The organism is Mesorhizobium album, assembly GCF_033977205.1.
In the GTDB taxonomy this organism is placed as follows: domain Bacteria; phylum Pseudomonadota; class Alphaproteobacteria; order Rhizobiales; family Rhizobiaceae; genus Mesorhizobium; species Mesorhizobium album.
In genome coordinates, this window is the sequence record NZ_JAVIIW010000048.1 from 23,532 (window position 1) to 47,132 (window position 23,601).

Consider the following 23,601-nt stretch of genomic DNA (forward strand, 5'->3'; position numbering starts at 1 on the left):
GCCAGGACGAACAGCCGGGAGAGCACCTGCCCTCCCGGCAATATGGATAGTTCGCACATGATGATGCGCAGTATCCTCTTTGCGGCGGTGGTCGTCGGCGCGGCAACAACGCCGGAGGCTTCGCTCACACCGTCGTTGGCGTCGGGGGCTGAGCGGATTTCATCGGGTTTCCGGCAACTGCTAAAGCAGGTGAAGCTGACGTATACCGACGCGGAGAGGCCGGCGTACCAAACCGAAGTTGCGGAGCGGGGCGACATCGCTACCACCGTGCAGGCCGCCGGCACGCTCAATGCACGGGTGGTCGTGGAAGTCGGGTCTCAGCTTTCCGGCAGGATCAAGGAGCTTGACGCCGATTTCAACTCAAAGGTGACCTCGGGTCAGGTCATCGCGCGGGTCGAACCGGAAATGTATGAGGCTCGGCTGGCCCAGGCTGAAGCCGAGCTGGAGATGGCCCATACGCAGGTTTCTGTGCAGCGGGCGCAGATCGAACGAGCCCGGGCCGAACTGGAGACCGCTGAAGCCAAACATGCCTCGGCGATGGCTCAGAACAGGCGTGCGCAGATAGCGCTTGCCGAGGCGCTTCAGGACATGGAGCGCAAGCAGGCGCTTGCGCAGCGCAATATCATTCCGCCAGGCGAATGGGAGCGCACCCAGAACGCGCATAAATCGGCTGAAGCACAGGTCAAATCCCTCAGCGCCGAGGAGTTGTCGCAACTGGCCGCCGTCCGCGCCGCCCAGTCGACCGTCAGCATGGCTGATGCGGAGCTTGCCAACATGCTGGCCCAGGTCAAGCAGAGGGAAGCCGTGCTTCGCCAGGCCCGGATCGATCTCGAGCGGACCTATATTCGAGCGCCGGTCACCGGCACAGTGATCAATCGGGCGGTGAGCAGCGGCCAGACGCTGGCTGCGGGTTTGCAGGCACCGATACTGTTCACCATCGCCCAGGACCTGACGCAGATGCAGGTTGAAGCAACGGTGGTCGAAGCGGATATCAGCCGTTTTGCAGTAGGACAGCGGGTCACTTTCACCGTTGATGCCTATCCCGATCGCGTTTTCACCGGCTCGGTAAAACAGATCCGCAAGGCGCCGCAAGTCGTGCAGAATGTCGTCGCATATGTAGTCGTGGTCGGGGCAGAAAACCCGGAAGAGCTTCTGCTGCCGGGGATGACCGCCAATCTCGAGGTGGCGGTAGCAAAACGGGAAGGCGTCCTCAAAGTGCCCAATGCCGCCCTGCGTTTCCGCCCGAAGGGCACGGGGCCGGACGGGCCCCCGCTTGCAGCTGCTCGTTCATCCAAACCCGTGGCGGACGACCGTATGGAGCCTGGATTAGCCGGCCAAGTGTTCGTATTGGGACTGCATGGTGAGCCGAGGCCGGTTCCGCTCCTGCTCGGGATCACAGATGGCCGTACGACAGAGGTCAGGGCGGGCGATCTCCTGGAAGGTCAGTCAGTGATTGTTGGGTCCGCTAAACCCGGCTCGGAGGACGAGGCGTCTTCCGTGCTGATCAGGTTTCGCTTGCAGTGAGAGCCCCCAGCCGTGGCGCTGATCGACGTCGAGGAACTAAGCCGCAGCTACCGCATCGGCAGCTCATGGGTCAAGGCACTCGACGGCGTGAGCCTGACAATCCAGCAGGGTGAATTCGTCGCCGTGAGGGGACCCTCGGGTTCGGGCAAATCAACCTTCATGAATATTCTAGGCTGCCTCGACAGGCCAACCGAAGGCAAGTACCGGCTGGACGGTATCGAAGTCGGCAGTCTCCATCACGATGTGCTTGCCTCGATCCGCAACCGCAGAATCGGCTTCGTGTTTCAGTCATTCAATCTGCTGCCACGTGCCAGCGCCCTGGAAAATGTCGAGCTGCCGCTCCTCTATCGCCGAATGTGGCCAGGCAAGCGCCGCCGGCGCGCGCTTGCGATGCTTGAACAAATCGGGCTGAGGGACCGTGCGAGCCATAGGCCGGCTGAACTATCGGGTGGACAGCAGCAGCGCGTCGCCATTGCCCGTGCTCTGGTAACCGAGCCATTGGTTCTGCTCGCCGATGAGCCGACAGGTGCGCTCGACAGCCAGACCGGGCAGGAGATTATGACGATCTTGCGCGCTCTGAATGTTGCAGGCCTGACGATCGTTGTGGTTACGCACGAGAATGAGGTCGCAGCCAATGCCGATCGCATCGTGACCTTCCGCGACGGCCGCGTGGTGCCCGAGGGTTCCGAGACGCCGGGCGGTTTGGATTTGGGTGCCACCCGCCATTTGTCGTTGGTTCGCACCAATGCCCGGTAGCGCCGGAACGGCCCTGCGCTCGCTTCGAGCTCACCATTTGCGCAGCATGCTCACTATGCTGGGCATCGTCATCGGCGTTGCAGCCGTCGTCGTGATGATCGCCGTGGGCAACGGCGCTCGCGACCGGATCGCGGCGCAGATCCGCAGCCTCGGTGCGAACCTCATCGTGGTGACTCCAGGCAGCGTGCGCATGGGCAGTGTCCGGCTAGGCAATGGCGCCGCGCCGCAGTTGAGCGAAGAAGACGCGTTAGCGATCCAATCGGAAATTCCCGGTGTGGTCGTGGCGGCGCCGCTACTGCACGCCCGCGAGCAGCTCACCGTCGGGTCGTTGAACTGGCAAGGTGTGCTACGTGGCGTGACGCCCGACTATTTCGCGGCGCGGGAATGGCGCGTGATCGCGGGCCGGGAGATGACCCCAGAAGACAATCGTAGAGCCGCCAACGTAGTGCTCCTGGGCACGACGATGCTCCAGAAGCTGTTTGGCGAGACCGCTCCTATCGGCTCTGCGATCCGTATCCGTGGCGTGCCGTTCACGGTTATAGGCCTGCTCGAGCGGAAAGGACAAAGCGTTTGGGGCGAGGACCAAGACGATGTGGCGCTGGTGCCACTAAGAACGGCGCGGCGCCAGTTTGTCGGCACCAGCCGGACCAATCCGACCTTCGTGCACAACATCACCGTCAAGTTCGCCGAATGGCTATCGGCCGAAGATACGATGGCAGCTATCCGCGATCTTCTGTGGCAGCGTCACCGGTTGCGGGCGGGTCAGGAGGATAGCTTCATGATCAGCAATCTTGCAGAAGCCGCCGATCTCGAGGGATCGACCACACGAGTCGTATCGGTGCTGCTTTCCGCAGTCGCCTCGGTTTCGCTTGTGGTGGGCGGCATCGGCATTATGAATATCATGCTGGTGACGGTGACGGAGCGCACCCGCGAAATCGGGCTACGGCTGGCGGTCGGCGCGCGCCGACGCGACATCCTTGTCCAGTTTGTCGTCGAGGCGATGACGCTCGCCTTGCTGGGCGGAATCTTGGGCGCGCTTGTTGGTATCGCCGCAGCGACCGCCATCGGCGCCTTCGTCCAATGGCCGGTGGTCATCGACATCAGCGCAGTGCTGCTGGCCGTCAGTTTCGCCGCCTGCGTGGGTGTTTTCTTCGGCTATTATCCCGCCCGCAAGGCGGCACGGCTTCAGCCGATCGAGGCCTTGCGCACAGAGTGACCTGCCCAGCCCAGCGCTGTAGCGCAGTGGCTCCAACCCTCGAACATGGACGCAACTTCACGCGGGCTCCGCCCGTGCGACCAATGACCGCTTGCCCTGTATATTCCCGACATTGTCGACCTTCGGGACGGCGCCTTCGGGTCAAAAGGCGAGCTTAGCCGGCGGGCGATCCATGCTGGTGGTGGGCTGCCAGCCAGCGGCGGCCCGTCAGTCTCAACGGCCCAGCACCAGCGCCCAGTAGCGCAGGCTGGGGTCGCGGCCGTCGCGCATGTAGGCCAGTCCGAAGCGGCTGAAGTCGGGGTCGAGCATGTTGCGGCGGTGGCCGTCCGAATGCATCCAGATATCGAAGAGTTTCTGCAGGTCGAAGCGCCCCTCGGCGATGTTCTCGGCCGCGGTGCCGTGCACCCCGTTGTCCATCATGCGCGAGGCGAAATCCTTGCCCCAGCCGGTGGTGTGGCTCATGCGGCCGCCCGAGGCCATGTAGCCTGCCTGCTGCAGCGCCGCCTGTTCGAGCTGCGCATCCGGAACCAGCGCCGGCAGTCCGGCGGACGTGCGGATCGTGCTCAAAGTGCTCGTAGCGGAGGACGACACGCCGGCGCCTTCGCCGGTCGGCAGCGAGACGCTGGTGCAGGCGGCAATGCCGCCCAGCGCCACAAGGCCCGCGGCCTTGAGCAATGTGCGTCTGTCGAGATTGCGGGAATCGGTGGTCAGGCTGGTCATGCGGCCTCTGATACCGGCGATCATGGCTTTTGCCGGGCAGGCGTTGAAAATCGCGTTATGCGGCGACATTCCCCGGAAGATCGGCTATGATCACCGCGTTCATAAAGTGGCAGCCGCGGGCGGCCACCCCAGGCGGTGACCACCCCCGACACAAACGGAGGACGGTTATGGCCGGTTTTCATGTCATGGCGGACGCGCAAGGGATGCATGTGCAGCCCACGGTGCGCCACATCACCACGTCGGATCTCTGGGATGCATTGCGGCTCGGCGCCGAGGATTTCTGGGCCAAGCCTTCCCACTATGTGTTCCTGTGCCTGATCTACCCGATCGTCGGGGTGATCCTGACGCGATGGACGTCCGGCTCGAACGCCATCCAGCTCGTCTATCCGCTGATGTCGGGCTTCGCGCTGATCGGCCCCTTCGCGGCCATCGGCCTCTACGAGATCAGCCGCCGGCGCGAGCTCGGCATGAGCAGCCGCTGGCACCATGCGCTGGACGTGCGCCATTCGCCGGCACTGCCCTCGATCGCGGCGATCGGCGTCATGCTCTTCGGGCTGTTCCTGATGTGGCTGTTCACCGCGCAGTCGATCTACACCAGCCTGTTCGGCGCCGAGCCGCCGGCTTCGGTCGGCACCTTCCTACGTGAGGTGCTGACGACCGGCAAAGGCTGGACGCTGATCCTGCTCGGCAACGCCGCCGGCTTCGTCTTCGCGGCGGTCGTGCTTGCCACCACCGTCATCGCCTTCCCGCTGCTGCTCGACCGCGATGTCGGCGCCGTCTCGGCGATCGAGACCTCGGCGCGCGCGGTGGCGGCCAATCCCTTGCAGATGGCGCTCTGGGGCCTGACGGTCGCGGTGCTTCTGGTGATCGGCTCGATCCCGCTGTTCGCCGGCCTTGCCGTCGTCGTGCCGATCCTCGGCCACTCGACCTGGCATCTCTACCGCAAGGTTGTGGAGCCGGAGCAGATCCGGCCGGAGCGCCGGCCGATGTAGCGCGAGTTTTGCGCTAGCGCTGCGCTTCGGTCGCCATTCTCAAGGCGAGAGCAGTCAGCACCGTGCCCATCATCCAGCGCTGGACGACCAGCCAGAACGGCCGTCCGGCAAGGAAGGTGGCGATCGAACCGGCGGTCACCGCGATGATGGCGTTGACCGTGAGGCTGATCGAGATCTGCGTGACGCCCAGCACCAGAAGCTGCGACAGCACATGGCCCTTGGCCGGATTGATGAACTGCGGCAGCAGCGAGAGATAGAGCACCGCCACCTTCGGGTTGAGCAGGTTGGTCATCAGCCCCATGACGAACAGCTTGCGCGGCCTGTCCTTCGGCAATTCGCGCACCTGGAACGGCGAGCGTCCGCCGGGCCTCAGCGCCTGCCAGGCGAGCCACAGCAGGTAAAGCGCGCCGGCAATGCGCAGCGCGTCATAGGCGTAGGGTACGGCGAAGATCAGCGCCGTGATGCCGAAAGCCGCCGAAACCACATAGAACAGAAAGCCCAGCGCCACGCCGCCCAGCGAGATCAGCCCCGCCTTCGGCCCTTGCGACAGCGAGCGCGAGATCAGGTAGATCATGTTCGGCCCAGGTGTCAGCACCATGCCGAGGCAGATCAGCGCGAAGGTGAGATGATTGGCGGCGTCGGGCATGGCTTGATCTCCAGCGCGTGCGGCAGGGACGGTCCGATGCCGGCGAGCACTGACATGTGCCTTGTGCCGCGAACGCGCACAAGGGCTTGCCGACCCCGGCCGTTGCGCCAGAGCGGGCCCGGAGGCTGTCGTATCCAGGCGTTGGTACCTCTACTCACCGACGACCGAGGCCGCCGGACGAGGCGAGACTATAGGATCGGCATGACGAAGGACGATCTTCCACGCCCCTTCCTCCCGCCGAAATATAGTGGTGGTTCGAAGTGCAATCGGCACCAGCTTGTCGCTGCCGCCGACCTTGGATCGGAACCGCTCGATCTCAATGATGTAACCCAAATCCGTCGTTGCGTACTCGGAAATGCGCTCAAAGCCGACAGCCTCGCCGTCCCGGTAGTTTGTAGCGGCACGGTCCATTGTTTCGGCAGCTTTCTTCCATCCTTTGGCCGGTGGGCCGAACGGGTTGGCGATGACGACGTCATCGCGTTGGGAATAGAGACTTTTCAAAGGCTCGGGATCGCCCTTGACGAAGGCATCCACGGCTAAATGATCCTGCTCGATGAGTTTCGCGAGGTCGGCCAACATCTCAGCATCCTCAGATGATAGGGAAAGAGGATACTATCTGAAAACCAACCCCTAATCCTGCCGTTTCACTTCTTGGTGCGCCAGCATCCATCTATGTGCCTACCCCACCACCCGCAAATTCGACAGCTCGTTCGCAATCTCTTTAAAGTTGTCGGAGAGAGTCGCCCCCGTCGCGTTCCAGAACAGCTTGGCGGGCTTGCTGGGGTCGGTGGGGTCCTTGCGGAAGCGGGAGTCGGACGAGCAGGTCTTCAGCGCGTCCATCGCCTTCTTGTCGTCGGCGTCGGTCGAGGACATGTCGAGCGCCACCGTCATCACCATGATGTTGGCCGCCTTGGCATTGTCGCAGAGCTTGGCCATCTGCTCGTTGAGCGCGTTGGTGTAGTTGCTCGAGGAATAGTTGAACTGGCCGATGGCGCCCGACGTGCCGCCGAACAGGCGGGTGACCGAGGTGCCGTTGTAGCCGACGCCGGTATAGCCGTAGGCCGCATAGGTCGACTTGTTGCCGGCCGGATCGGGGTTCACGGTCGAATAGGTGTTCTCGCCGTCGGTGAGCACGATAACGACCTTGTCGTTGCCGCGCTCGGTCTCCATCCTTCCCTCGGTGAAGGGTGCGCTGCTGGAGACGGTGCGCCAGCCCCAGGCCATGCCTTCCGGGACATTGGTGTTGCCGTTGGGAACCATCAGGTCGATCGCCGCCTTGATGGCGGCCAGCCCATCCGCATTGGTGACGTCGGTGAGCGGGGTAATCGGCGTCGTGGTGCAGCTGTAGTTCGGCCCGGCACCCTTGCTCAGCACCGGCGCATCGATCGGCCGCGGCTGGAAATATTTGGCCATGTTGGATTGCCGGGTCTTGCCTGTGGTGCTCGACGGATCGTCGTTCCACCAGCTGTTGGCGGCGCCATAGGTCACCGGGTTCGGCTCGTCCGGATCCTGCGTCACCTTCCAGTGGTTGCCCGGCTCGTCCGGCGCGAACATCGGCACGAACATGGTGGCGGGATCGCCGACGCCGATGCCGGTGTTGTTGGGGCCGCCGGACGCCGGCGTGTCGTCGACATTGTAAGGGTAGGGCCGGACCTCGACGCAGCCCTGCCAACTGGCGAATGGCCCGTAAGTGTCGACATAGTCGTACTCGGTGTGGCTACGCCTGCAGGTGTGATTGGAGCGGTATTCGTCGCAGACCGTGCGGGCGCTGCCGGCGACGCGTTCGTGGCTGGTGACCACCTTCATGTCGCGATAGAGCTCGAAGCGGCTCAGGATCTGGCCTTCTTCCTCGCCCCAGCCGGTGCCTTTCTTGTACCAGATGCCGTTGGTCTTCTCGGCGTGTTTGTCGGACGCGCTGAGCGTCGACCAGTCGAAATTTTCGTTGGCGATCGGCGACAGGCCGTAGGTGTCCATCCACGAGGCGTTATCGTTCTGCGGCCCGACATTGACCGAGGCGGCGAAGGGCACGAGGCTGAACTGGACGGGCTTGTCGATCTGCTTGATCTGCGCCGCCTGCTGGGCGAGCGTGTCGACAAGCTGCTTGGCGGCCTGCTTGAGCAGGTCGATGCGCTTCTGTCCCGCTCCGGTGCCGAGGTTGCTCATCGAGCCCGAATTGTCGAGCACCATCGCCACTTCCAGCGTGTTCTTCAGCCGCACCTGCGAGCATGGCGCGAGCTTGATCGGCTTGTTCGCATCGCCCTCGGACGCGCCGGCAAGCAGCGCCGCCGCCGGGTAGAAATAGGGGTGGTAGCTGAGCGTCGCGCACAAGGTGACCAGGCCGCCGCCGGCCTGGTTGCTGGGCAGAGTGACGTCGAGCGAGATATTCGCGGGGTCGATGTTGTTGAGGTTCGCCTTGAAGAAATCGACCGCGTAGGCCTTGATCTGCTCGTCGGTGGCGCCTTCCGCCAGCCGCCGAGCGGCAGCGAAGTTGGCGGCGTCGAGCGCGTTCAGCACCATCTGCTTCTCACGGTTGAGTTCCGTGAAATCGATGCCGATTGCCACGGCGCCCATCAGGGGCACCATTGCGATCGCTGTCACAAGGGCATAGTTGCCGCGCCGGTCGCGGCAGAATCGACGCCAGAATTCGCGCATCCGCGTGAGCGCCCCTCTTCCTCAATCAGCCGACGATGCGCAGGTTCGACAGCTCGTCGCCGATCGCCTTGAAGTCGTTCGACAGCGAGGCGCCGGTGGAGTTCCAGAACAGCTTCGCCGGCTTGCTCGGATCGGTCGGATCCTTGCGGGAGCGCGAGTCGGATGAGCAGGTCTTCAGTGCGGCCATCTGCGCAGCCTCGGCCGTATTGCTGGAATCGAGATCGAGCGCGATGGTCATGACCATGACGCCGGCCGCCTTGGCATTGTCGCAAAGCGTCGCGAAATGCTCGCTCATGGCCTTGGTGTAGTTGGCGTTCGAGTAGTCGGTCTTGCTGACGCTGCTACTGGTGCCGAGGAAGATGCGGCCATAGCTGTAAGTGGTCTTGTACGGCTTCACATAACCTAGGGCCGAATAGGTGGATTTGGCGCCGGCCAGGTCGTTGGCCCCCAGTGAGTTTGGCGTGTAGTAGGTATTGGCCCCGTCCGTCAGGACGATCACGACCTTGTCATTGCCCTTTTCGGTTTCGGGTCGGCCTTCGGTAAAGGGAGCCGTGCTGGAAAGGGTCCTCCAGCCCCAGGCCATGCCTTCCGGCACATTGGTGGCGCCATTGGCGGCCATGGCATCGATGGCCGCCTTGACGGCTGTTGAACCAGTCGTGGTCGATACATCGGTGAGCGGTGTGATCGCCGTGGTGCTGCAACTTGTATTCGGCCCTGCGTCCATCCCGTAGGCAGGCGTCACCTTGGTGCCTGGATTGAAATATTTCGGCATATAGCGCTGCCGTTCAGCATCCGTGCCTGTCGACACATCGTCATGCCAATTGCTGTAGGCGGGGCGCCAATAGCTGTCGTTGTTATCGGTTTCGTCTGGAGCGAACATCGGGACGAACAATGTTGCCGGCGTCGAGGTCGAGGCTGGCGTGTCCTGTACGTTATAAGGATAGGGACGGGACTCGACGCAGCCGCCCCAAGTCGCGATCGGGGCGTAGGTTATGTTGGACGTGCAAACGCCACTCCAATCTTTGGTGCACGACGAAATGCGCTTCATCCACTTGTAGATCGAAAAGCGCGTCAGCACCTGGTTTAGCTGCGACGCATCCCATGCCGAGCCTTTCGCGTAGTAGTAGTTGCCGGATTTCACCGCATATTGGTTAGGGGAGTTGGCCGAGGTAAGTGTCGACCAATCGAGGTTCTCCTGGTCGAGGGGCGAAACGCCTGTCGTGTCCATCCAGGCTGCGTCAGCGTTGGCCGGACCGACATTGACCGAGGCCGCGAACGGAACGAGGCTGAACTGAACGGGCTTGGTGACCTGCTTCATCAGCTGCGCCTGGCCTCCCAGCTGGTCGACCAATTGCTTGGCGGCGCTTTTCAAGAGGTCGAACCGCACCTTGTTCGAGCCGTGGCCGAGCTCGGTCATCGATCCGGAATTATCAAGCACCAGCGCCACTTCCAGCGTGTTCTTGAGCTTGATTTCCGACTTTGCGGAGATGTTGACCGTGGTGTCGCCCGCGGTTCCGCCGAGCAACATGGCCGCGACCGGCAGGAAATAAGGCTGGTATTTCAACGCCGCCTGCAAAACCAGCGTGCCGCTGCCGGCATTGTTGTTGGGCAAGGTGACGGTCAGCGTTGTGTTGGCTGGCGGCACATGCCTGAGATTGGCCTCGAAGAACTGCCTGGCGTAAGTCTTGGCAGCGTCATCGGTGGCGCCGGCGGCAACCTGCTGCGCCGTCGCGATGCCGGCGGCGTCGAGCGCGTTCAGCGTTTCCTGCTTTTGTCGCACCAGCTCGGTATAGTCGACGGCAAGCGCCACACCGCCCATCAGCGGTATCATGGTAATGGCTGTCGCCAGGGCATAGTTGCCCCGCCTATCGCGAAGAAATTTGCGGATCATTTGCCCTAGCCCCCCGCCAAAGACCCAACATTGGATAAGACCATGGTCGTAGTTGATCTGGAACCATTGTCGCAAATCGTTAAATTTTAAGTTGCACGAAACAATCCAAGGTCGCGCTGCCTTTTGACGGCGCATTAACCCTGTGCCGTACCGCCGCTCCTCGCTGTCGGCGCTGCCGGCAATGGGGAAAGCTGGTGACAGGATGAAGCGCTTCGGCTATGCGGGACCGGCCGCGGCGGCCTCTGAACCAATGGATGGCTGTCGCGGCCCTTGCCAGAGATCAGGATCAGGAAAACGGTATGGCGGATTCGCCCGACATCATCGCTTCGCTCGCCGCCCTGACGGGAAACTATGCGGCCATTCTGTGCGACGTATGGGGCGTGGTGCACAATGGCGAATGGCACTTTCCCGTTGCTGCGGAAGCGCTCGCCCGGGCGCGCGCGGCAAAAGTGCCGGTGGTGCTGATCACCAACTCGCCGCGTCGCAGCGCCGACGTCATCGCGCAGATGAACGCGATCGGTGTGCCGGCCGAGGCGTATGACCGCGTCGTCACCTCGGGCGACGTCACGCGCGACCTGATCGCCGAGGGTCCGCGGAAGATCTTCCACATCGGCCCCGAGCGCGACTTCACCCTCTATGACGGCCTGGACATCGAACTGGTGGAGGAGTTCGAAGCTTCCGGCGTCGTCTGCACCGGGCTTTATGACGACGAGGTGGAGAAGCCCGCCGACTATGCGGAACTGCTGCAGCGGCTGCGTGCCCGCAACCTGCCGTTTATCTGCGCCAACCCGGATATCCTGGTCGAGCGCGGCGAGCGCACCATCTGGTGCGCAGGCGCGCTCGCCCGCGATTACGCGCAGCTCGGCGGCCGCTCGCTGATTGCCGGCAAGCCTTTCGCGCCGATCTACAATGTCGCCATGAAAGAGGTCGCCGATCTGCTCGACCATCCGGTCGAACGCTCGGCTGTCCTGGCCATCGGCGACGGCATGATGACCGACGTCAAGGGTGCCAGCGACAACGGCTTCGACGTGCTCTATGTCTCGGGCGGCATCCATGCCCGCGATTATGGCGATCCGCTGCGGCCCGATCCCGAAAGGCTGGCGGGCTTTCTTTCAAAGCATGGCTATCGGCCGGTCGCCGTCATCCCGCGGCTGCAATAGAGCATGATCCCCGAAAAGTGTGCAGCGGTTTTTGGAAAAGATCATGCTCAAACAAGAAGATAAAGCGGAAGGACGATTCGAAGAAGTCATCCCGCTTTATGCTGGTAGCGTGGTCATGACGGGCGCCTCGATATGACGCAAGCTTTCGAACGCATTTCGGCAGTCGCGCCGTTGCCTGCCCATCTGCGCGGCGGCGTCGTGGCGATCGGCAATTTCGACGGCGTCCACCGCGGCCATCTCGCCGTGCTGGAGCGGGCGCTGGCCGAGGCCGGCCGTCGCGGTGTGCCGGCGCTTGTGCTCACCTTCGAACCGCACCCGCGCAAGGTGTTCAGGCCGGAGGTGCCGCTTTTCGTGCTGACGCCGCCGCCGATGAAGGCCAGGCTGCTCGCGAAGCTCGGCTTCGCCGCCATGGTCGAGCAGCCGTTCACGCGCGATTTCGCCGCGCTCTCGGCCGAGGCGTTCGTGACCGACGTGCTGCAGAACAAGCTCGGCATCTCTCATTCGGTCACCGGCTTCGACTTCCATTTCGGCAAGGACCGCCAGGGCGGCCCGGCCTTCCTGATGGCGGCAGGCGAGCGGCACGGTTTCGGCGTCACACTGGTCGATGCCTTCCGCGACGAGGGCGCCGAGGTTGTCTCGTCGAGCCGCATCCGCGACCTGCTTTGCGAGGGCAAGGTGGAGGAGGCCGCCGGCCTGCTCGGCTACCGCTTCACCGTCGAGTGCGAGGTAATCGGCGGCCAGCGGCTCGGCCGCACGCTCGGCTTCCCGACCGCCAACATGAGGCTTTCGCCGGAAGCCACTCTGAAGGAAGGGATTTATGCCGTCCGCTTCCGCCGCGCCGACGGCACGCTCCATGACGGCGTCGCCAGTTTCGGCCGCCGTCCGACCGTCGACGACAACGGCGCGCCGCTGCTCGAAACCTATGTCTTCGATTTCTCAGGCGATCTCTACGGCGAAACCTGCGAAGTATCCTTCTTCGGCTTCCTGCGCCCCGAATTGAAGTTCGATGGGCTCGATGCGCTGGTGGTACAGATGCAGCGCGACGAGGCCGAGGCGAGGGCGCTGCTCGCCGGCGTGCGCCCGCTTTCGGAACTGGACGCCGCGATCGCTTTCTGAGGGCAGGAAAGCACGGTGGGTGCAAAGAGAAGCACGCAAAAGCGCCTGACCGGCAGGTTTGCAAGCCTTGGAGATTGGCGAAACGCCTCTCACTTCGTCATCCTGGGGCGAAGCAAGGAGCGAAGCGACGCAGCGCAGACCCCAGGATCCATGCCGTGACGCCTGAGAGCTGCTGCGGTGCAGAATTCTGCGCCGTTGCGCCTTTCGGCTGAGGTTACGACATGGATCCCAGGGTCTTCGCGACGGAGCTTCGCTCCTGCTTCGCCCAGGGATGACGACGTTGGAAGGCTTCGGCTAAATCGCGAAGGCCGAGAGTCCCTACCGCTTCAGCGCCAGTCCGATGGCGATGAAACTCCAGCCCTGGAAGATCAGGTCGATGGCCAGGAACAGGCCCAGCACCCACAAGCTGTTGACCGGCCAGCCCATGGCGATGATCAGGCCAAGCAGGATGGTGATGACGGCGGCGGCGAGCAGCCATCCCCAGCCTTGCTCCGGCCGGTGATGATAGGCGACCCAGGCCCTGAGCAGCCCGGAAGCGACCAGCGCGATCGCCAGCAGAAGCGTCAGCACCGCCGAGGCAAGCAACGGATTGTCGAAAGCGAAGAAGCCGGCGATCGCATAGAGCAGGCCGCTCGCCAACCAGTAGAAGAAGCGTCCCCAGGTCTTGACGCCGAAGGCATGGATAATCTCGATGGCGCCGGCCATCAGCATCAGCCAGCCGACGACATAGACCGAGGCGACGGTGGCGATGAACAGATTGCCGAAGGCGATGCCGCCGAAAATCAGGAGCAGCACGCCGAGAGCCACGAACCATCCCCATTTGTCGCGCGTGCGGCCGATCGCTTCGTTCAGGGCATCGCCTTGGAAGGTCATGGTCCCGTCTCCTTGAGCGTTCGCCGCGCGTGCTGCGGGTCAACCGAAGGTAGTCCCAATGGCCTTGCCCGTCCAGCGAACCCGAGCGGCGGCTGCACGCTGAAAATCAGCCAGGTCGCCGTCACCGATGTTACGGATTTTAAGTCAAATTTTACCGAACCGGCGCCATGCCTTCCGCGCTGCCGGGTGTTGCTGCCGGCGTGTTTCGCGTAAGGGTTGACGATGCGTATTGTCGGGACGATTCCGCTGGTTCTCGCCTCAGGCCTGATGGCCGTCTCCGCCGCACATGCGGGCGAGGGGAGCTGGTATTCCGGCGACTGGTACCTGACGCTCGGTGCCACCGGCCTCGTCGCCCCGAATTTCGAGGGCGGCAAGAAGTACATGCTGAGCGCCCAGCCGATCATCTCGCTCGGCAAGGCCGGTCCGGAGGCGCGCTTCTCCTCGCGCAACGACAACATCTCGCTGGCGCTGATCGACGACGGCAGCGTGCGCGCCGGCCTCACCGGCAAGTTCCTGTTCGCGCGCGACAGTAAGGATGAGCTCAAGGGCCTCGATCCGGTGCGCTGGGGCGGGGAGGCGGGCGGCTTCTTCGAATTCTATCCCTTCGAATGGATGCGCGCGGGCCGAACTCAGACACGGCATCCGCGCCCATGACGGCTTCGTCGCCGACATCGCGGCGGACGCTTTCTACGACATCACGCCAACGGTGCGCATCTCAGGCGGCCCGCGCGCCTCCTTCGCTTCGTCCGGCTATTTCGATGCCTATTACGGCGTCAACGCCAAGGAAGCGGCGGCTTCCGGCTTGAGCGAATACCATCCCGGCGGCGGAGTGAAATCGACCGGCCTCGGCGGCGCGATCACCTGGAAGGTGACCGAGCCGATGACGGCGAGTGTCTTCACCGAATATTCGCGTCTGATGGGGCCGGCGGCCGATTCCAGCCTGGTCAAGGAGCGCGGCGACCGCAACCAGTGGACGGTCGGCGTGTCGACGACCTATCGCTTCAATTTCTCGATGTAGGGCAAGAAACCAGCGCTCTGCCTTGAAATCCGCGCTTTATTCCTGCCGCGGCATCCGCTAAAAGCCACGCCATGAGGAGCTTTTCGCGCCTTTTCGCGATCGCGATACGAATTACGGGCCCGGTGTTCCGGGTGGCCTGAGAGCCGCCGGAGCCGCCGGGACTTTGGCGCGCGGCCCCTCGCGCTTTTTCCAAATGATGATAGTTCAACGCCCGAGCTCTTTTTGCCAACGGGCAATGCACATGGCAGACCAATGACCGACGTGACCGATACTGCTGAAACGATCGATTATTCCAAGACGCTTTACCTGCCGCAGACCGATTTCCCGATGCGCGCCGGCCTGCCCGAGAAGGAGCCGGGGCTGGTCAAGCGCTGGCAGGACATGGACCTCTACCGCAAGCTCAGGCAGGACTCCGCCGGCCGCGAGAAATTCGTGCTGCATGACGGCCCGCCCTACGCCAACGGCAACATCCATATCGGCCATGCGCTGAACAAGATCCTGAAGGACGTCATCAACCGCTCCTTCCAGATGCGCGGCTACGACGCCAATTACGTGCCGGGCTGGGACTGCCACGGCCTGCCGATCGAATGGAAGATCGAGGAGCAGTATCGCGCCAAGGGCAAGAACAAGGACGAGGTGCCGGTCAACGAGTTCCGCAGGGAATGCCGCGACTTCGCCGCCAACTGGATCAAGGTGCAGGGCGACGAGTTCCAGCGCCTCGGCGTCATCGGCGATTTCCACAATCCCTACACGACCATGGCCTACCACGCCGAGGCGCGGATTGCCGGCGAGCTTTTGAAATTTGCTATGTCGGGCCAGCTCTACCGAGGCTCCAAGCCGGTGATGTGGAGCGTGGTCGAGCGCACCGCGCTCGCCGAGGCCGAGGTCGAATACCAGGATTATGAGAGCGACACGATCTGGGCGAAGTTCCCGGTCGCCAGCCTCGCCCAGCCGGTCGCCGGCACCGATGCGGCGCCGGCGCTGGATGAGGCCGCGCTCGATCTCGTCGAGGCGCATGTCGTCATCTGGACGACGACGCCCTGGACCATCCCCGGCAACCGCGCCGTCAGCTATTCGCCGCGCGTCGCCTACGGCCTCTACGAGGTGACGGCGGCCGAGAACGCCTTCGGCCCGCAGCCCGGCGAAAAGCTGATCTTCGCCGACGCGCTGGCCGAGGATGCTTCGGCCAAGGCGAAGGTGACGTTGACGCGCCTTCACAGCGTCTCAAGCGAACAGCTTGCAAGGCTTACGCTTTCGCATCCGTTCCGGGGGTTGGGCGGCGGCTATGAATTCCCCGTGCCGATGATTGCCGGCGAGCATGTCACCGACGATGCCGGCACCGGCTTCGTCCACACCGCGCCCAGCCATGGCCGCGAGGACTTCGACGCCTGGACGGATGCGGTGGCCGAGCTCATCAAGCGCGGCGTCGATACCGCAATCCCGTTCCCGGTCGACGATGCCGGCTTCTTCACCAAGGACGCGCCGGGCTTCGGCCCGGACCGCGAGGGCGGCGCCGCGCGCGTCATCGACGACAACGGCAAGAAGGGCAACGCCAACCAGGCGGTCATCGACGAGCTGATCAAGCGCAACGCGCTCTTTGCGCGCGGCCGGCTGAAGCACAGCTATCCGCATTCCTGGCGTTCGAAGAAGCCGGTCATCTTCCGCAACACGCCGCAGTGGTTCGTCTATATGGACAAGGAGCTTGGCGACGGCACGACGCTGCGCAGCCGGGCGCTGAAGGCGATCGACGACACCCGCTTCGTGCCGGCGGCCGGCCAGAACCGCATCCGGGCCATGATCGAGGAGCGCCCCGATTGGGTGCTGTCGCGCCAGCGCGCCTGGGGTGTGCCGATCGCCGTCTTCGCCGACGACGACGGCAATGTGCTGAAGGACGAGGCCGTCAACCAGCGCATCATGGACGCCTTCGAGAAGGAAGGCGCCGACGCCTGGTTCGCGCCCGGCGCCAAGGAGCGTTTCCTCGGCAATCACGATGCCTCGAAATGGCGCCAGGTCAGGGACATCCTGGACGTCTGGTTCGACTCCGGCTCGACGCATGTCTTTACGCTGGAGGATCGCCCGGATCTCAAATGGCCGGCCGACGTCTATCTCGAAGGCTCGGACCAGCATCGCGGCTGGTTCCATTCCTCGCTGCTCGAAAGCTGCGGCACCAGGGGCAGGGCGCCTTACGACACGGTCATCACCCATGGCTTCACCATGGATGAGGAAGGCCGCAAGATGTCGAAGTCGCTCGGCAACACCGTCGTGCCGCAGGATGTGATCAAGCAGTCCGGCGCCGATATCCTCAGGCTCTGGGTAGTGACGACCGACTATTGGGAAGACCAACGGCTCGGCAAGAACGTGCTGCAGACCAATATCGATGCCTACCGCAAGCTCAGGAACACCATCCGCTGGATGCTGGGCACGCTTGCCCATGACGACGGCGAGGATGTGCCGGTGGACAAGATGCCGGAGCTGGAGCGGCTGATGCTGCACCGGCTGTCCGAGCTCGACGAGGTGGTGCGCCAGGGCTACGACGCCTTCGAGTTCAAGCGCATCACCCGCGCGCTGCTCGACTTCATGGTGGTCGAGCTGTCGGCCTTCTATTTCGATATCCGCAAGGACGCGCTCTACTGCGACGCGCCCTCCAGCCTGCGCCGCAAGGCGGCGGTCAAGGTCGTGCGCCATCTCTTCGAATGCCTGGTGAAGTGGCTGGCGCCGATGCTGCCCTTCACCATGGAGGAGGCCTGGCTCGACCGTCATCCGGAGGCCGCCTCGGTGCATCTCGACCAGTTCCCGGCCATTCCAGAAAACTGGCGCAATGAGGCGCTGGCCGAGAAGTGGCGCAAGGTAAGGCAGGTTCGCCGCGTCGTCACCGGCGCGCTCGAGATCGCGCGCGCCGACAAGCTGATCGGCTCGTCGCTGGAAGCCGTTCCGGTGGTCACGATCGACGACGCGACGCTCGAAGCCGCGATCGCCGATGTCGACATGGCCGAGATGGCGATCACCAGCGACCTTGTCATCAAGCACGGCAAGGCGCCGCAAGGCGCGTTCACCCTGGACGACGTCAAGGGCGTCGCCGTGGTTGTGGAAAAGGCCGAGGATCGCGGTCTCACCAAATGCGCGCGCTCCTGGCGCTACACCGCCGATGTCGGGCAGGACCAGGAATTCCCGGATGTCTCGGCCCGCGACGCGGCCGTTTTGCGCGAGCTGAAGGCGCTGGGTCGGCTGTAGCAACCTGTTTATAAGCCGATGCAGAAATGCCACGCGGGCGGCGCAAATCCGCCCGCGCGTTGCCCTTAACAAGCGGTTGAGGTAAACACGCGACACTCCGGCAGACAAATTCTCGCCGGATTTCCATCGCAAGTGCGGGATATTCGGGGACCGCGCCGTCGGCCGGTGGCGACCAGAGGCAGCTAGAGTGGGACTTTATGGCATGACCGAAAGAACGTTTGCGCGCGCCGCGCTGCTAGCGCCGCTTGTGGCATCGGCCATCGCCATGTCCGGCTGCGTCAGTTCGCCCACCTACGGAACCGACAAGACTGCCGCCGCGCAGCTCTTCGACGACGTTTCCGGCGCAGCCTCGATCACGCCGAAGCATCGCGATCCGATCGATTACAAGCCGCGGCCCGACCTTGTGAAGCCGGCGCCGGGACAGAAGGAAACGCTGCCGCCGCCGCAGGAGAGCATCCAGACGGCGAGCGCCGACTGGCCCGAATCGCCCGAGGCGCGCCGCGCCCGCATCCGCGCCGAGGCGACCGCCCACCAGAACGATCCGAACTACCAGCCGGAGGCCGTCGAGGACGTGCAGACCGATCCGGTCGCGGTGAAGAAGGCGATGGCCGATTCGGCGTCCAGCCATCCGCCGCGCTGGTCGCCGGACGATTCCAGCGCGACCCGCACCGCCGAGATCCAGCGCCGCCTTGCCGAGCAGAAGCAGGGCAATCCCAATGTCCGCAAATATCTGAGCGAGCCGCCGCTCGCCTATCGCCAGGCCGCCGCCACCGCGCCGCAGAACGAGTTCGGCGAGGACGAGTACAAGAAGGAACGCCGCCTCAAGGCACAGGCCGAAGGCAAGAAGAGCGGCGGCTGGTTCGACTGGCTGGGCCTGTAAGGCGAGCGCGCCGCGGCATAGCGACGCCTAGGCTTCCCTTTTGTCGCGAAAGAAATCCTTGAGGATGAGGGCGGCTTCGCTTTCGCCCAGCCCCGGATAGATGTCGGGCGTGTGGTGGCAGGTGGGCGAGGCGAAGAAGCGCACGCCGTTGACCACCGCGCCGCCTTTCTCGTCGGCGGCGCCGAAGTAAAGCCGGCGCAACCTGGCGAAAGAGATTGCGCCGGCGCACATGGCGCAGGGCTCCAGCGTCACATAGAGGTCATGGCCGGTGAGCCGCTCGCTGGCGAGTTTCTGGCAGGCTTCGCGGATCGCCAGCATCTCGGCATGCGCGGTCGGGTCGGCGAGCTCGCGGGTTCGGTTGCCGGCTCTCGCCACCACGCTGTTGCCGTTGGCGATCACCGCGCCGACCGGCACCTCGCCGCGGCTCGCAGCCGCCTCGGCCTCTTCTAGCGCCAGCGCCATGAAATCCGGCCGCTTCACGCGGTTTCCATTCCGATTACTCCTCGCCACCCGATGGTGATCCTGTTATCTAGCCGCCCAAAAGAGCAAAGGCCACATGGACGACAACGACAAGAAATTTCCGCGCAAAGGTGCGGGCAAGGGCGGACCGAAAGCCGGCCGCGAACGCACGGCAGGCAAAGGCGGCAAGGAACCGTTCGCCAAGCGCGATCGGCCGATGGCGGCGGATGGCGAGCGCCCTGCGCGCGACTTCAAGCGCAGCTACAAGCCGCGCGAAATGGGCGAGGGAGCCGAGCGCGGCGAGAAGCCGTTCCGCAAAGGCCCGCGCCCGGAGGGCAAACCGTTCGAGAAGAGAGAGGGGCCGCGCAAGTCTTACGGGCCGCGCGGCGACCGGCCGGCGGCGGCCGATGGCGAGCGCCGCGAGTTCAAGCGCAGCTACAAGCCGCGCGAAGTGGGCGAGGGTGCCGAGCGTGGCGAACGCCCGTTCCGCAAAGGCCCGCCGCGCGAGGGCAAGCCCTTCGAGAAGCGCGAAGAACGCCGGCCCTACGCGCCGCGCGGCGACCGGCCGATGGCTGCCGAAGGCGAGCGCGGCGAAAGGCGTTTCGACCGGCCCAAGCGCGATTTCGGCGACCGCCCCAAGCGCGATTTCGCCGACCGGCCGAAGCGCGATTTCGCCGACCGGCCGAAGCGCGACGAGGGCGAGTTCGCGGAACGCCCGAAGCGGGATTTCAGCGATCGTGCGCCGCGTGACCACGCCGCAGGAAAGCCCGAAGGCGGCTTCAAGCCGCGCCCACGTCCATCGGAGGCGGCGCCGGAAGCCGGCGAACGCATCGCCAAGCGGCTGGCGCGCGCCGGCATTGCCTCGCGTCGCGACGCCGAGGAACTGATTGCGGCCGGCCGCGTCAAGGTCAATGGCAAGGTGCTGTCGTCGCCGGCCTTCAACGTCATGCCTGACGATGTCATCCATCTCGACGGCACGGAAATCCCGCCGATCGAGCGCACTCGGCTGTTCCTGTTCCACAAACCGGCGGGCGTGGTCACCACCAACCGCGATCCCGAAGGCCGCAAGACCGTCTTCGACGTTCTGCCGGCCGATCTGCCCAGGCTGATGACCGTCGGCCGCCTCGACATCAACACCGAGGGGTTGCTGCTGCTCACCAACGATGGCGGGCTGTCGCGGGTGCTCGAGTTGCCGGCGACTGGTTGGCTGAGGCGCTATCGCGTGCGCGTCCACGGCAAGGTCGAGGACAGCGCGCTGGCCGCCTTGCGCGACGGCATCGCCGTCGACGGCGTCTTCTACGGCTCGGTCGAGGCCTCGCTCGACCGCGAGCAGGGCAGCAATGCCTGGCTGACGATCGGGCTGCGCGAGGGCAAGAACCGCGAAGTGAAGAACATTCTCGGCGCGCTTGGCCTGGATGTGACGCGGCTGATCCGCATCTCTTACGGGCCGTTCCAGCTCAACGATTTGCCCGAGGGCCATGTGCTCGAGATCAAGGGGCGCACGCTGCGCGAGCAGCTTGGCGAACGACTGATCGAGGAGTCCGGCGCCAATTTCGACGCCGAGATCCAAAGGCCGTTTTCCAACAAGCCGGTGCGGCGCAGCGAGCCGCGCCGCGACGAGGAGGAACGGCCGAAATTCAAGCGCGAGGGCGATCGCCGGCCGATCGGCGAGGGTGGGCTGATCAAGGCCCGCAAGCGCCGCGAAGGCAGCCGCGACGAGGCGCTGAGCAAGCTTTCCACGCGGCCCGAGAGGCCGTTCGGCGAGCGCGGCCCCAAGTCTGGCTTCGGCAAGTCCGAGCGCGGCGGCTTCGGCGCCAAGCCGGGCGGCAAGAAGGGCGAACCGCGCCCGATCGAGCCGCCGGGCCAGCGCAAGGCCAATGTCTGGATGGCGCCGGGCGCGCGTCCCATCGGCAAGGGCAGGGCGGAGGCCGACGCCGCCAGGGCCGCCGAGGCGAAGGCGCGCAAGGCATCGTACAAGCCTGGTGGCAAGCCTCAGGGTAAGCCCGGTGCCAAGCCTTACGGCAAGCCGCATGGCGAGCGTCCCGAAGGTGGCGATGGCGGCAATAGGCCGCGTGGCGGTCCCAAGGGTCCGAAGAGGGGCGGCAATGCGGATCGTCGGCGGTGAGTTTCGCGGGCGTCCGCTGGCGACGCCCCGTTCGAATGCCATCCGCCCGACCACCGACCGCACCCGCGAAGCGGTGTTCAACGTTTTGGCCCATCGTTACGCCGAAAAGCTCGAAGGCGGCCGCGTGCTCGATCTCTTTGCCGGCACCGGCGCGCTCGGGCTGGAGGCGCTGTCGCGCGGCGCTTCCTATTGCGTCTTCATCGAGGAATCGACGGAAGGGCGCGGGCTGATCCGCGAGAATGTCGAGGCCTTCGGGCTCACCGGCCGCACCAAGATCTTCCGCCGCGACGCCACCCATCTCGGCGAGGCCGGCACGCTCTCGCCCTTCGGCCTGGTCTTTGCCGACCCACCCTACGGCAAGGGCCTTGGCGAGCGCGCGCTGCGCTCGGCCAAGGCCGGCGGCTGGCTTCTGCCCGGCGCGCTCTGCGTCGTCGAAGAGGCGGACTCGGCGCCGTTCGAACCTGGCGCGGGCTTCTCCGTGGTGGACGAACGCGGCTATGGGGATACGGTGATCCGGTTTATCGAGGTTGGGTGAGCGGGGGCGCAGCACTTCCCTTTCTGTGGGAGAAGGTGTCGCCGAAGGCGACGCATGAGGGGTGTTGGACGGAACGCCGCCTTGCAGATACAAGCAATTGAAGCGAGTACTTTCATCGCCTCATTTCTTCCAGAACCCCTCATCCGTCTCGGCGCTGCGCGCCGATCCACCTTCTCCCGCAAGGGGAGAAGGAAATGGCGCAAGCGCCTCGAAAATGACGAACAATTCACTTTCCTTCGCCAGAGAAGCTTTTCTATCGTCGCGCGACCGAAGCCGGAGCATTTGATGACATTGAACACCAGAAGGCTGCGCGCAGCACTTCTTGCCGGCACGCTGGCGCTCGCGGTGCAGGCTCCGGCGCATGCCGCGGATCAGGCCGAGGTCAAGGATTTCCTGCTCAACAACGGCATGGAAGTGGTCGTCATTCCGGACCATCGTGCCCCGATCGTCACCCATATGGTGTGGTACAAGGTCGGCAGCGCCGACGAGCCGCCCGGCAAATCCGGCATCGCGCACTTCTTCGAGCATCTGATGTTCAAGGCGACCGCCAATCACGCCGCCGGCGAGTTCGACCGCGCCGTGGCCGACATCGGCGGCTCGAACAACGCCTTCACCTCCTACGACTACACCGCCTTCCATGAGACGGTGGCGCCCTCGGCGCTCGAGCAAATGATGGGCTTCGAGGCCGATCGCATGCGCAACCTCATCCTTACCGACGATGTCATCAAGACCGAGCGCGACGTGATCCTGGAGGAGCGCCGCTCGCGCATCGACAGCAATCCGCAGGCGGTGCTCGACGAGGAGGTCGATGCCACGCTCTGGCAGAACCAGCCCTATCGCATTCCGGTGATCGGCTGGATGCAGGAGATGGAGCAGCTCAACCGCACCGACGCCAAGGCCTTCTATGACAATTACTACCGGCCGAACAATGCGGTGCTGGTGGTGGCGGGCGACGTCGACCCCGATGCGGTGAAGGTGATGGCCGAGAGGACCTTCGGCAAGATCGCGCGCGGGCCGGATTTGCCGCCGCGCATCCGCCCCGTGGAGCCCGAGCAGAACACCAGGCGAACCGTGACGCTCGCCGACGCGCGCGTGTCGGTGCCGAGCTTTTCCACGCAATGGGTGGTGCCGTCCTATCACACCGCCAAGCCCGGTGAGGCCGAGGCGCTCGATCTACTGGCCGAGATCCTGGGTGGCGACAACCACAGCCGCCTCTACCAGCAACTGGTGGTCAAGCAGGGCATCGCCTCCGAGGCCAGCGCCTATTTCCAGGGCACCATGCTCGATGCCACCAACTTTGCCGTCTCTGGCTCGCCGCGCGGCGACGCCAAGCTCAGCGACGTCGAGGCGGCTGTCGACGCCGAGATCGCCCGCATCGTCAAGGACGGCGTGACCGACGATGAGCTCGAGCGGGCCAAGACCCGCTATGTGCGCTCGATGATTTTCACCCGCGACAAGCAGGACGAAATGGCCAATATGTACGGCTCGACGCTCGCCACAGGCGGCAATGTGAAGGATGTGCAGGAATGGCCCGACCGCATCCGCAAGGTCACTGCCGGAGAGGTCAAGGCGGCCGCCGCACGCTACCTCGTGCTCGACCGTTCGACCACCGGCTATCTGTTGCCGCAGCAACAGGCGGGGAATTGATGATGAGTCTGATACGCGGACGGACGATCGCTTTTCCTTCTCCCCTTGTGGGAGAAGGTGGATCGGCGCGCAGCGCCGAGACTGATGAGGGGTGTTGGAAGAAACGCGACCTGTCTCGTCGGGCATCGAGAACTGGCGGTCTCCAAGGTCGCACTCCGTC

Annotated in this window: 18 protein-coding genes and 1 pseudogene; 12 read left to right on the forward strand and 7 right to left on the reverse strand. The window is 64.4% G+C overall.

Going from position 1 to position 23,601, the window contains the following annotated elements:
- The first annotated feature begins 57 nt into the window (after nt 1–57).
- From RFN28_RS28530 to RFN28_RS28540, 3 genes are read left to right on the forward strand one after another with little or no spacing between them, the layout of a single operon-like run.
- A complete protein-coding gene (locus RFN28_RS28530; protein ID WP_320290474.1) occupies nt 58–1,524 on the forward strand; it encodes an efflux RND transporter periplasmic adaptor subunit in 1,467 nt (488 codons plus the stop codon).
- Between the two features lie 12 nt (nt 1,525–1,536).
- Entirely contained in the window at nt 1,537–2,280 is a 744-nt protein-coding gene (locus tag RFN28_RS28535) for an ABC transporter ATP-binding protein (RefSeq protein ID WP_320290475.1), read from the forward strand.
- 55 nt (nt 2,281–2,335) lie between these two features.
- Nucleotides 2,336–3,496: an ABC transporter permease gene (locus RFN28_RS28540; protein ID WP_320290476.1), complete on the forward strand. Its 1,161-nt coding sequence runs from the start codon at nt 2,336–2,338 to the stop codon at nt 3,494–3,496.
- 213 nt (nt 3,497–3,709) lie between these two features.
- Here the strand turns inward: RFN28_RS28540 and RFN28_RS28545 are convergent, their stop codons facing one another.
- Nucleotides 3,710–4,240, reverse strand: a complete 531-nt coding sequence (locus RFN28_RS28545; RefSeq protein ID WP_320290477.1) for a CAP domain-containing protein — start codon at nt 4,238–4,240, stop codon at nt 3,710–3,712.
- 143 nt (nt 4,241–4,383) lie between these two features.
- Between RFN28_RS28545 and RFN28_RS28550 the strand changes: the two genes are divergently transcribed.
- Nucleotides 4,384–5,208: a DUF2189 domain-containing protein gene (locus tag RFN28_RS28550; RefSeq protein WP_320290478.1), complete on the forward strand. Its 825-nt coding sequence runs from the start codon at nt 4,384–4,386 to the stop codon at nt 5,206–5,208.
- Nucleotides 5,209–5,221: 13 nt separating this feature from the next.
- Here RFN28_RS28550 and RFN28_RS28555 read toward each other — a convergent pair whose 3' ends face one another.
- From RFN28_RS28555 to RFN28_RS28570, 4 genes are all read right to left on the reverse strand, one after another.
- Nucleotides 5,222–5,854: a LysE family translocator gene (locus tag RFN28_RS28555; protein ID WP_320290479.1), complete on the reverse strand. Its 633-nt coding sequence runs from the start codon at nt 5,852–5,854 to the stop codon at nt 5,222–5,224.
- Between the two features lie 150 nt (nt 5,855–6,004).
- Nucleotides 6,005–6,433 (reverse strand): YybH family protein, encoded by a 429-nt coding sequence (locus RFN28_RS28560; protein ID WP_320290480.1) that lies wholly within the window; start codon nt 6,431–6,433, stop codon nt 6,005–6,007.
- Nucleotides 6,434–6,532: 99 nt separating this feature from the next.
- Nucleotides 6,533–8,506 carry a pilus assembly protein TadG-related protein gene (locus tag RFN28_RS28565; protein WP_320290481.1) on the reverse strand — a complete coding sequence of 658 codons (1,974 nt, stop codon included), beginning with the start codon at nt 8,504–8,506 and terminating at the stop codon, nt 6,533–6,535.
- 25 nt (nt 8,507–8,531) lie between these two features.
- A complete protein-coding gene (locus RFN28_RS28570; RefSeq protein ID WP_320290482.1) occupies nt 8,532–10,397 on the reverse strand; it encodes a pilus assembly protein TadG-related protein in 1,866 nt (621 codons plus the stop codon).
- Between the two features lie 299 nt (nt 10,398–10,696).
- Here RFN28_RS28570 and RFN28_RS28575 point away from each other — a divergent pair, with 299 nt between their 5' ends.
- Complete coding sequence (locus RFN28_RS28575; protein ID WP_320290483.1) at nt 10,697–11,557, forward strand: TIGR01459 family HAD-type hydrolase; 861 nt, start codon at nt 10,697–10,699, stop codon at nt 11,555–11,557.
- A gap of 132 nt (nt 11,558–11,689) precedes the next feature.
- Nucleotides 11,690–12,673, forward strand: a complete 984-nt coding sequence (locus RFN28_RS28580) for a bifunctional riboflavin kinase/FAD synthetase (RefSeq protein ID WP_320290484.1) — start codon at nt 11,690–11,692, stop codon at nt 12,671–12,673.
- A 318-nt stretch (nt 12,674–12,991) separates the two neighbouring features.
- Here RFN28_RS28580 and RFN28_RS28585 read toward each other — a convergent pair whose 3' ends face one another.
- Complete coding sequence (locus RFN28_RS28585) at nt 12,992–13,546, reverse strand: HdeD family acid-resistance protein (RefSeq protein ID WP_320290485.1); 555 nt, start codon at nt 13,544–13,546, stop codon at nt 12,992–12,994.
- A 222-nt stretch (nt 13,547–13,768) separates the two neighbouring features.
- Between RFN28_RS28585 and RFN28_RS28590 the strand changes: the two are divergent.
- The 3 genes and pseudogenes from RFN28_RS28590 (at nt 13,769) to RFN28_RS28600 (ending at nt 18,675) form a co-directional block, all read left to right on the forward strand.
- Nucleotides 13,769–14,564, forward strand: a pseudogene (locus tag RFN28_RS28590) (MipA/OmpV family protein).
- A gap of 252 nt (nt 14,565–14,816) precedes the next feature.
- On the forward strand, nt 14,817–17,795 hold the full coding sequence (ileS, locus tag RFN28_RS28595) for an isoleucine--tRNA ligase (protein WP_320290486.1): 2,979 nt from the start codon (nt 14,817–14,819) through the stop codon (nt 17,793–17,795).
- 202 nt (nt 17,796–17,997) lie between these two features.
- On the forward strand, nt 17,998–18,675 hold the full coding sequence (locus RFN28_RS28600; RefSeq protein ID WP_320290487.1) for a hypothetical protein: 678 nt from the start codon (nt 17,998–18,000) through the stop codon (nt 18,673–18,675).
- 27 nt (nt 18,676–18,702) lie between these two features.
- Here RFN28_RS28600 and RFN28_RS28605 read toward each other — a convergent pair whose 3' ends face one another.
- Complete coding sequence (locus tag RFN28_RS28605; protein ID WP_320290488.1) at nt 18,703–19,155, reverse strand: nucleoside deaminase; 453 nt, start codon at nt 19,153–19,155, stop codon at nt 18,703–18,705.
- 76 nt (nt 19,156–19,231) lie between these two features.
- On the opposite strand from RFN28_RS28605, the gene RFN28_RS28610 reads away from it, so the two are divergent.
- From RFN28_RS28610 to RFN28_RS28620, 3 genes are all read left to right on the forward strand, one after another.
- A complete protein-coding gene (locus RFN28_RS28610) occupies nt 19,232–21,259 on the forward strand; it encodes a pseudouridine synthase (protein ID WP_320290489.1) in 2,028 nt (675 codons plus the stop codon).
- Nucleotides 21,240–21,794 (forward strand): 16S rRNA (guanine(966)-N(2))-methyltransferase RsmD, encoded by a 555-nt coding sequence (rsmD, locus tag RFN28_RS28615; RefSeq protein WP_320290490.1) that lies wholly within the window; start codon nt 21,240–21,242, stop codon nt 21,792–21,794. Before RFN28_RS28610 ends, rsmD begins: the two co-directional genes overlap by 20 nt.
- 285 nt (nt 21,795–22,079) lie before the next feature.
- Nucleotides 22,080–23,441, forward strand: coding sequence for a M16 family metallopeptidase (locus RFN28_RS28620; protein ID WP_320290491.1), 1,362 nt, complete (start codon nt 22,080–22,082; stop codon nt 23,439–23,441).
- Nucleotides 23,442–23,601 lie beyond the last annotated feature (160 nt).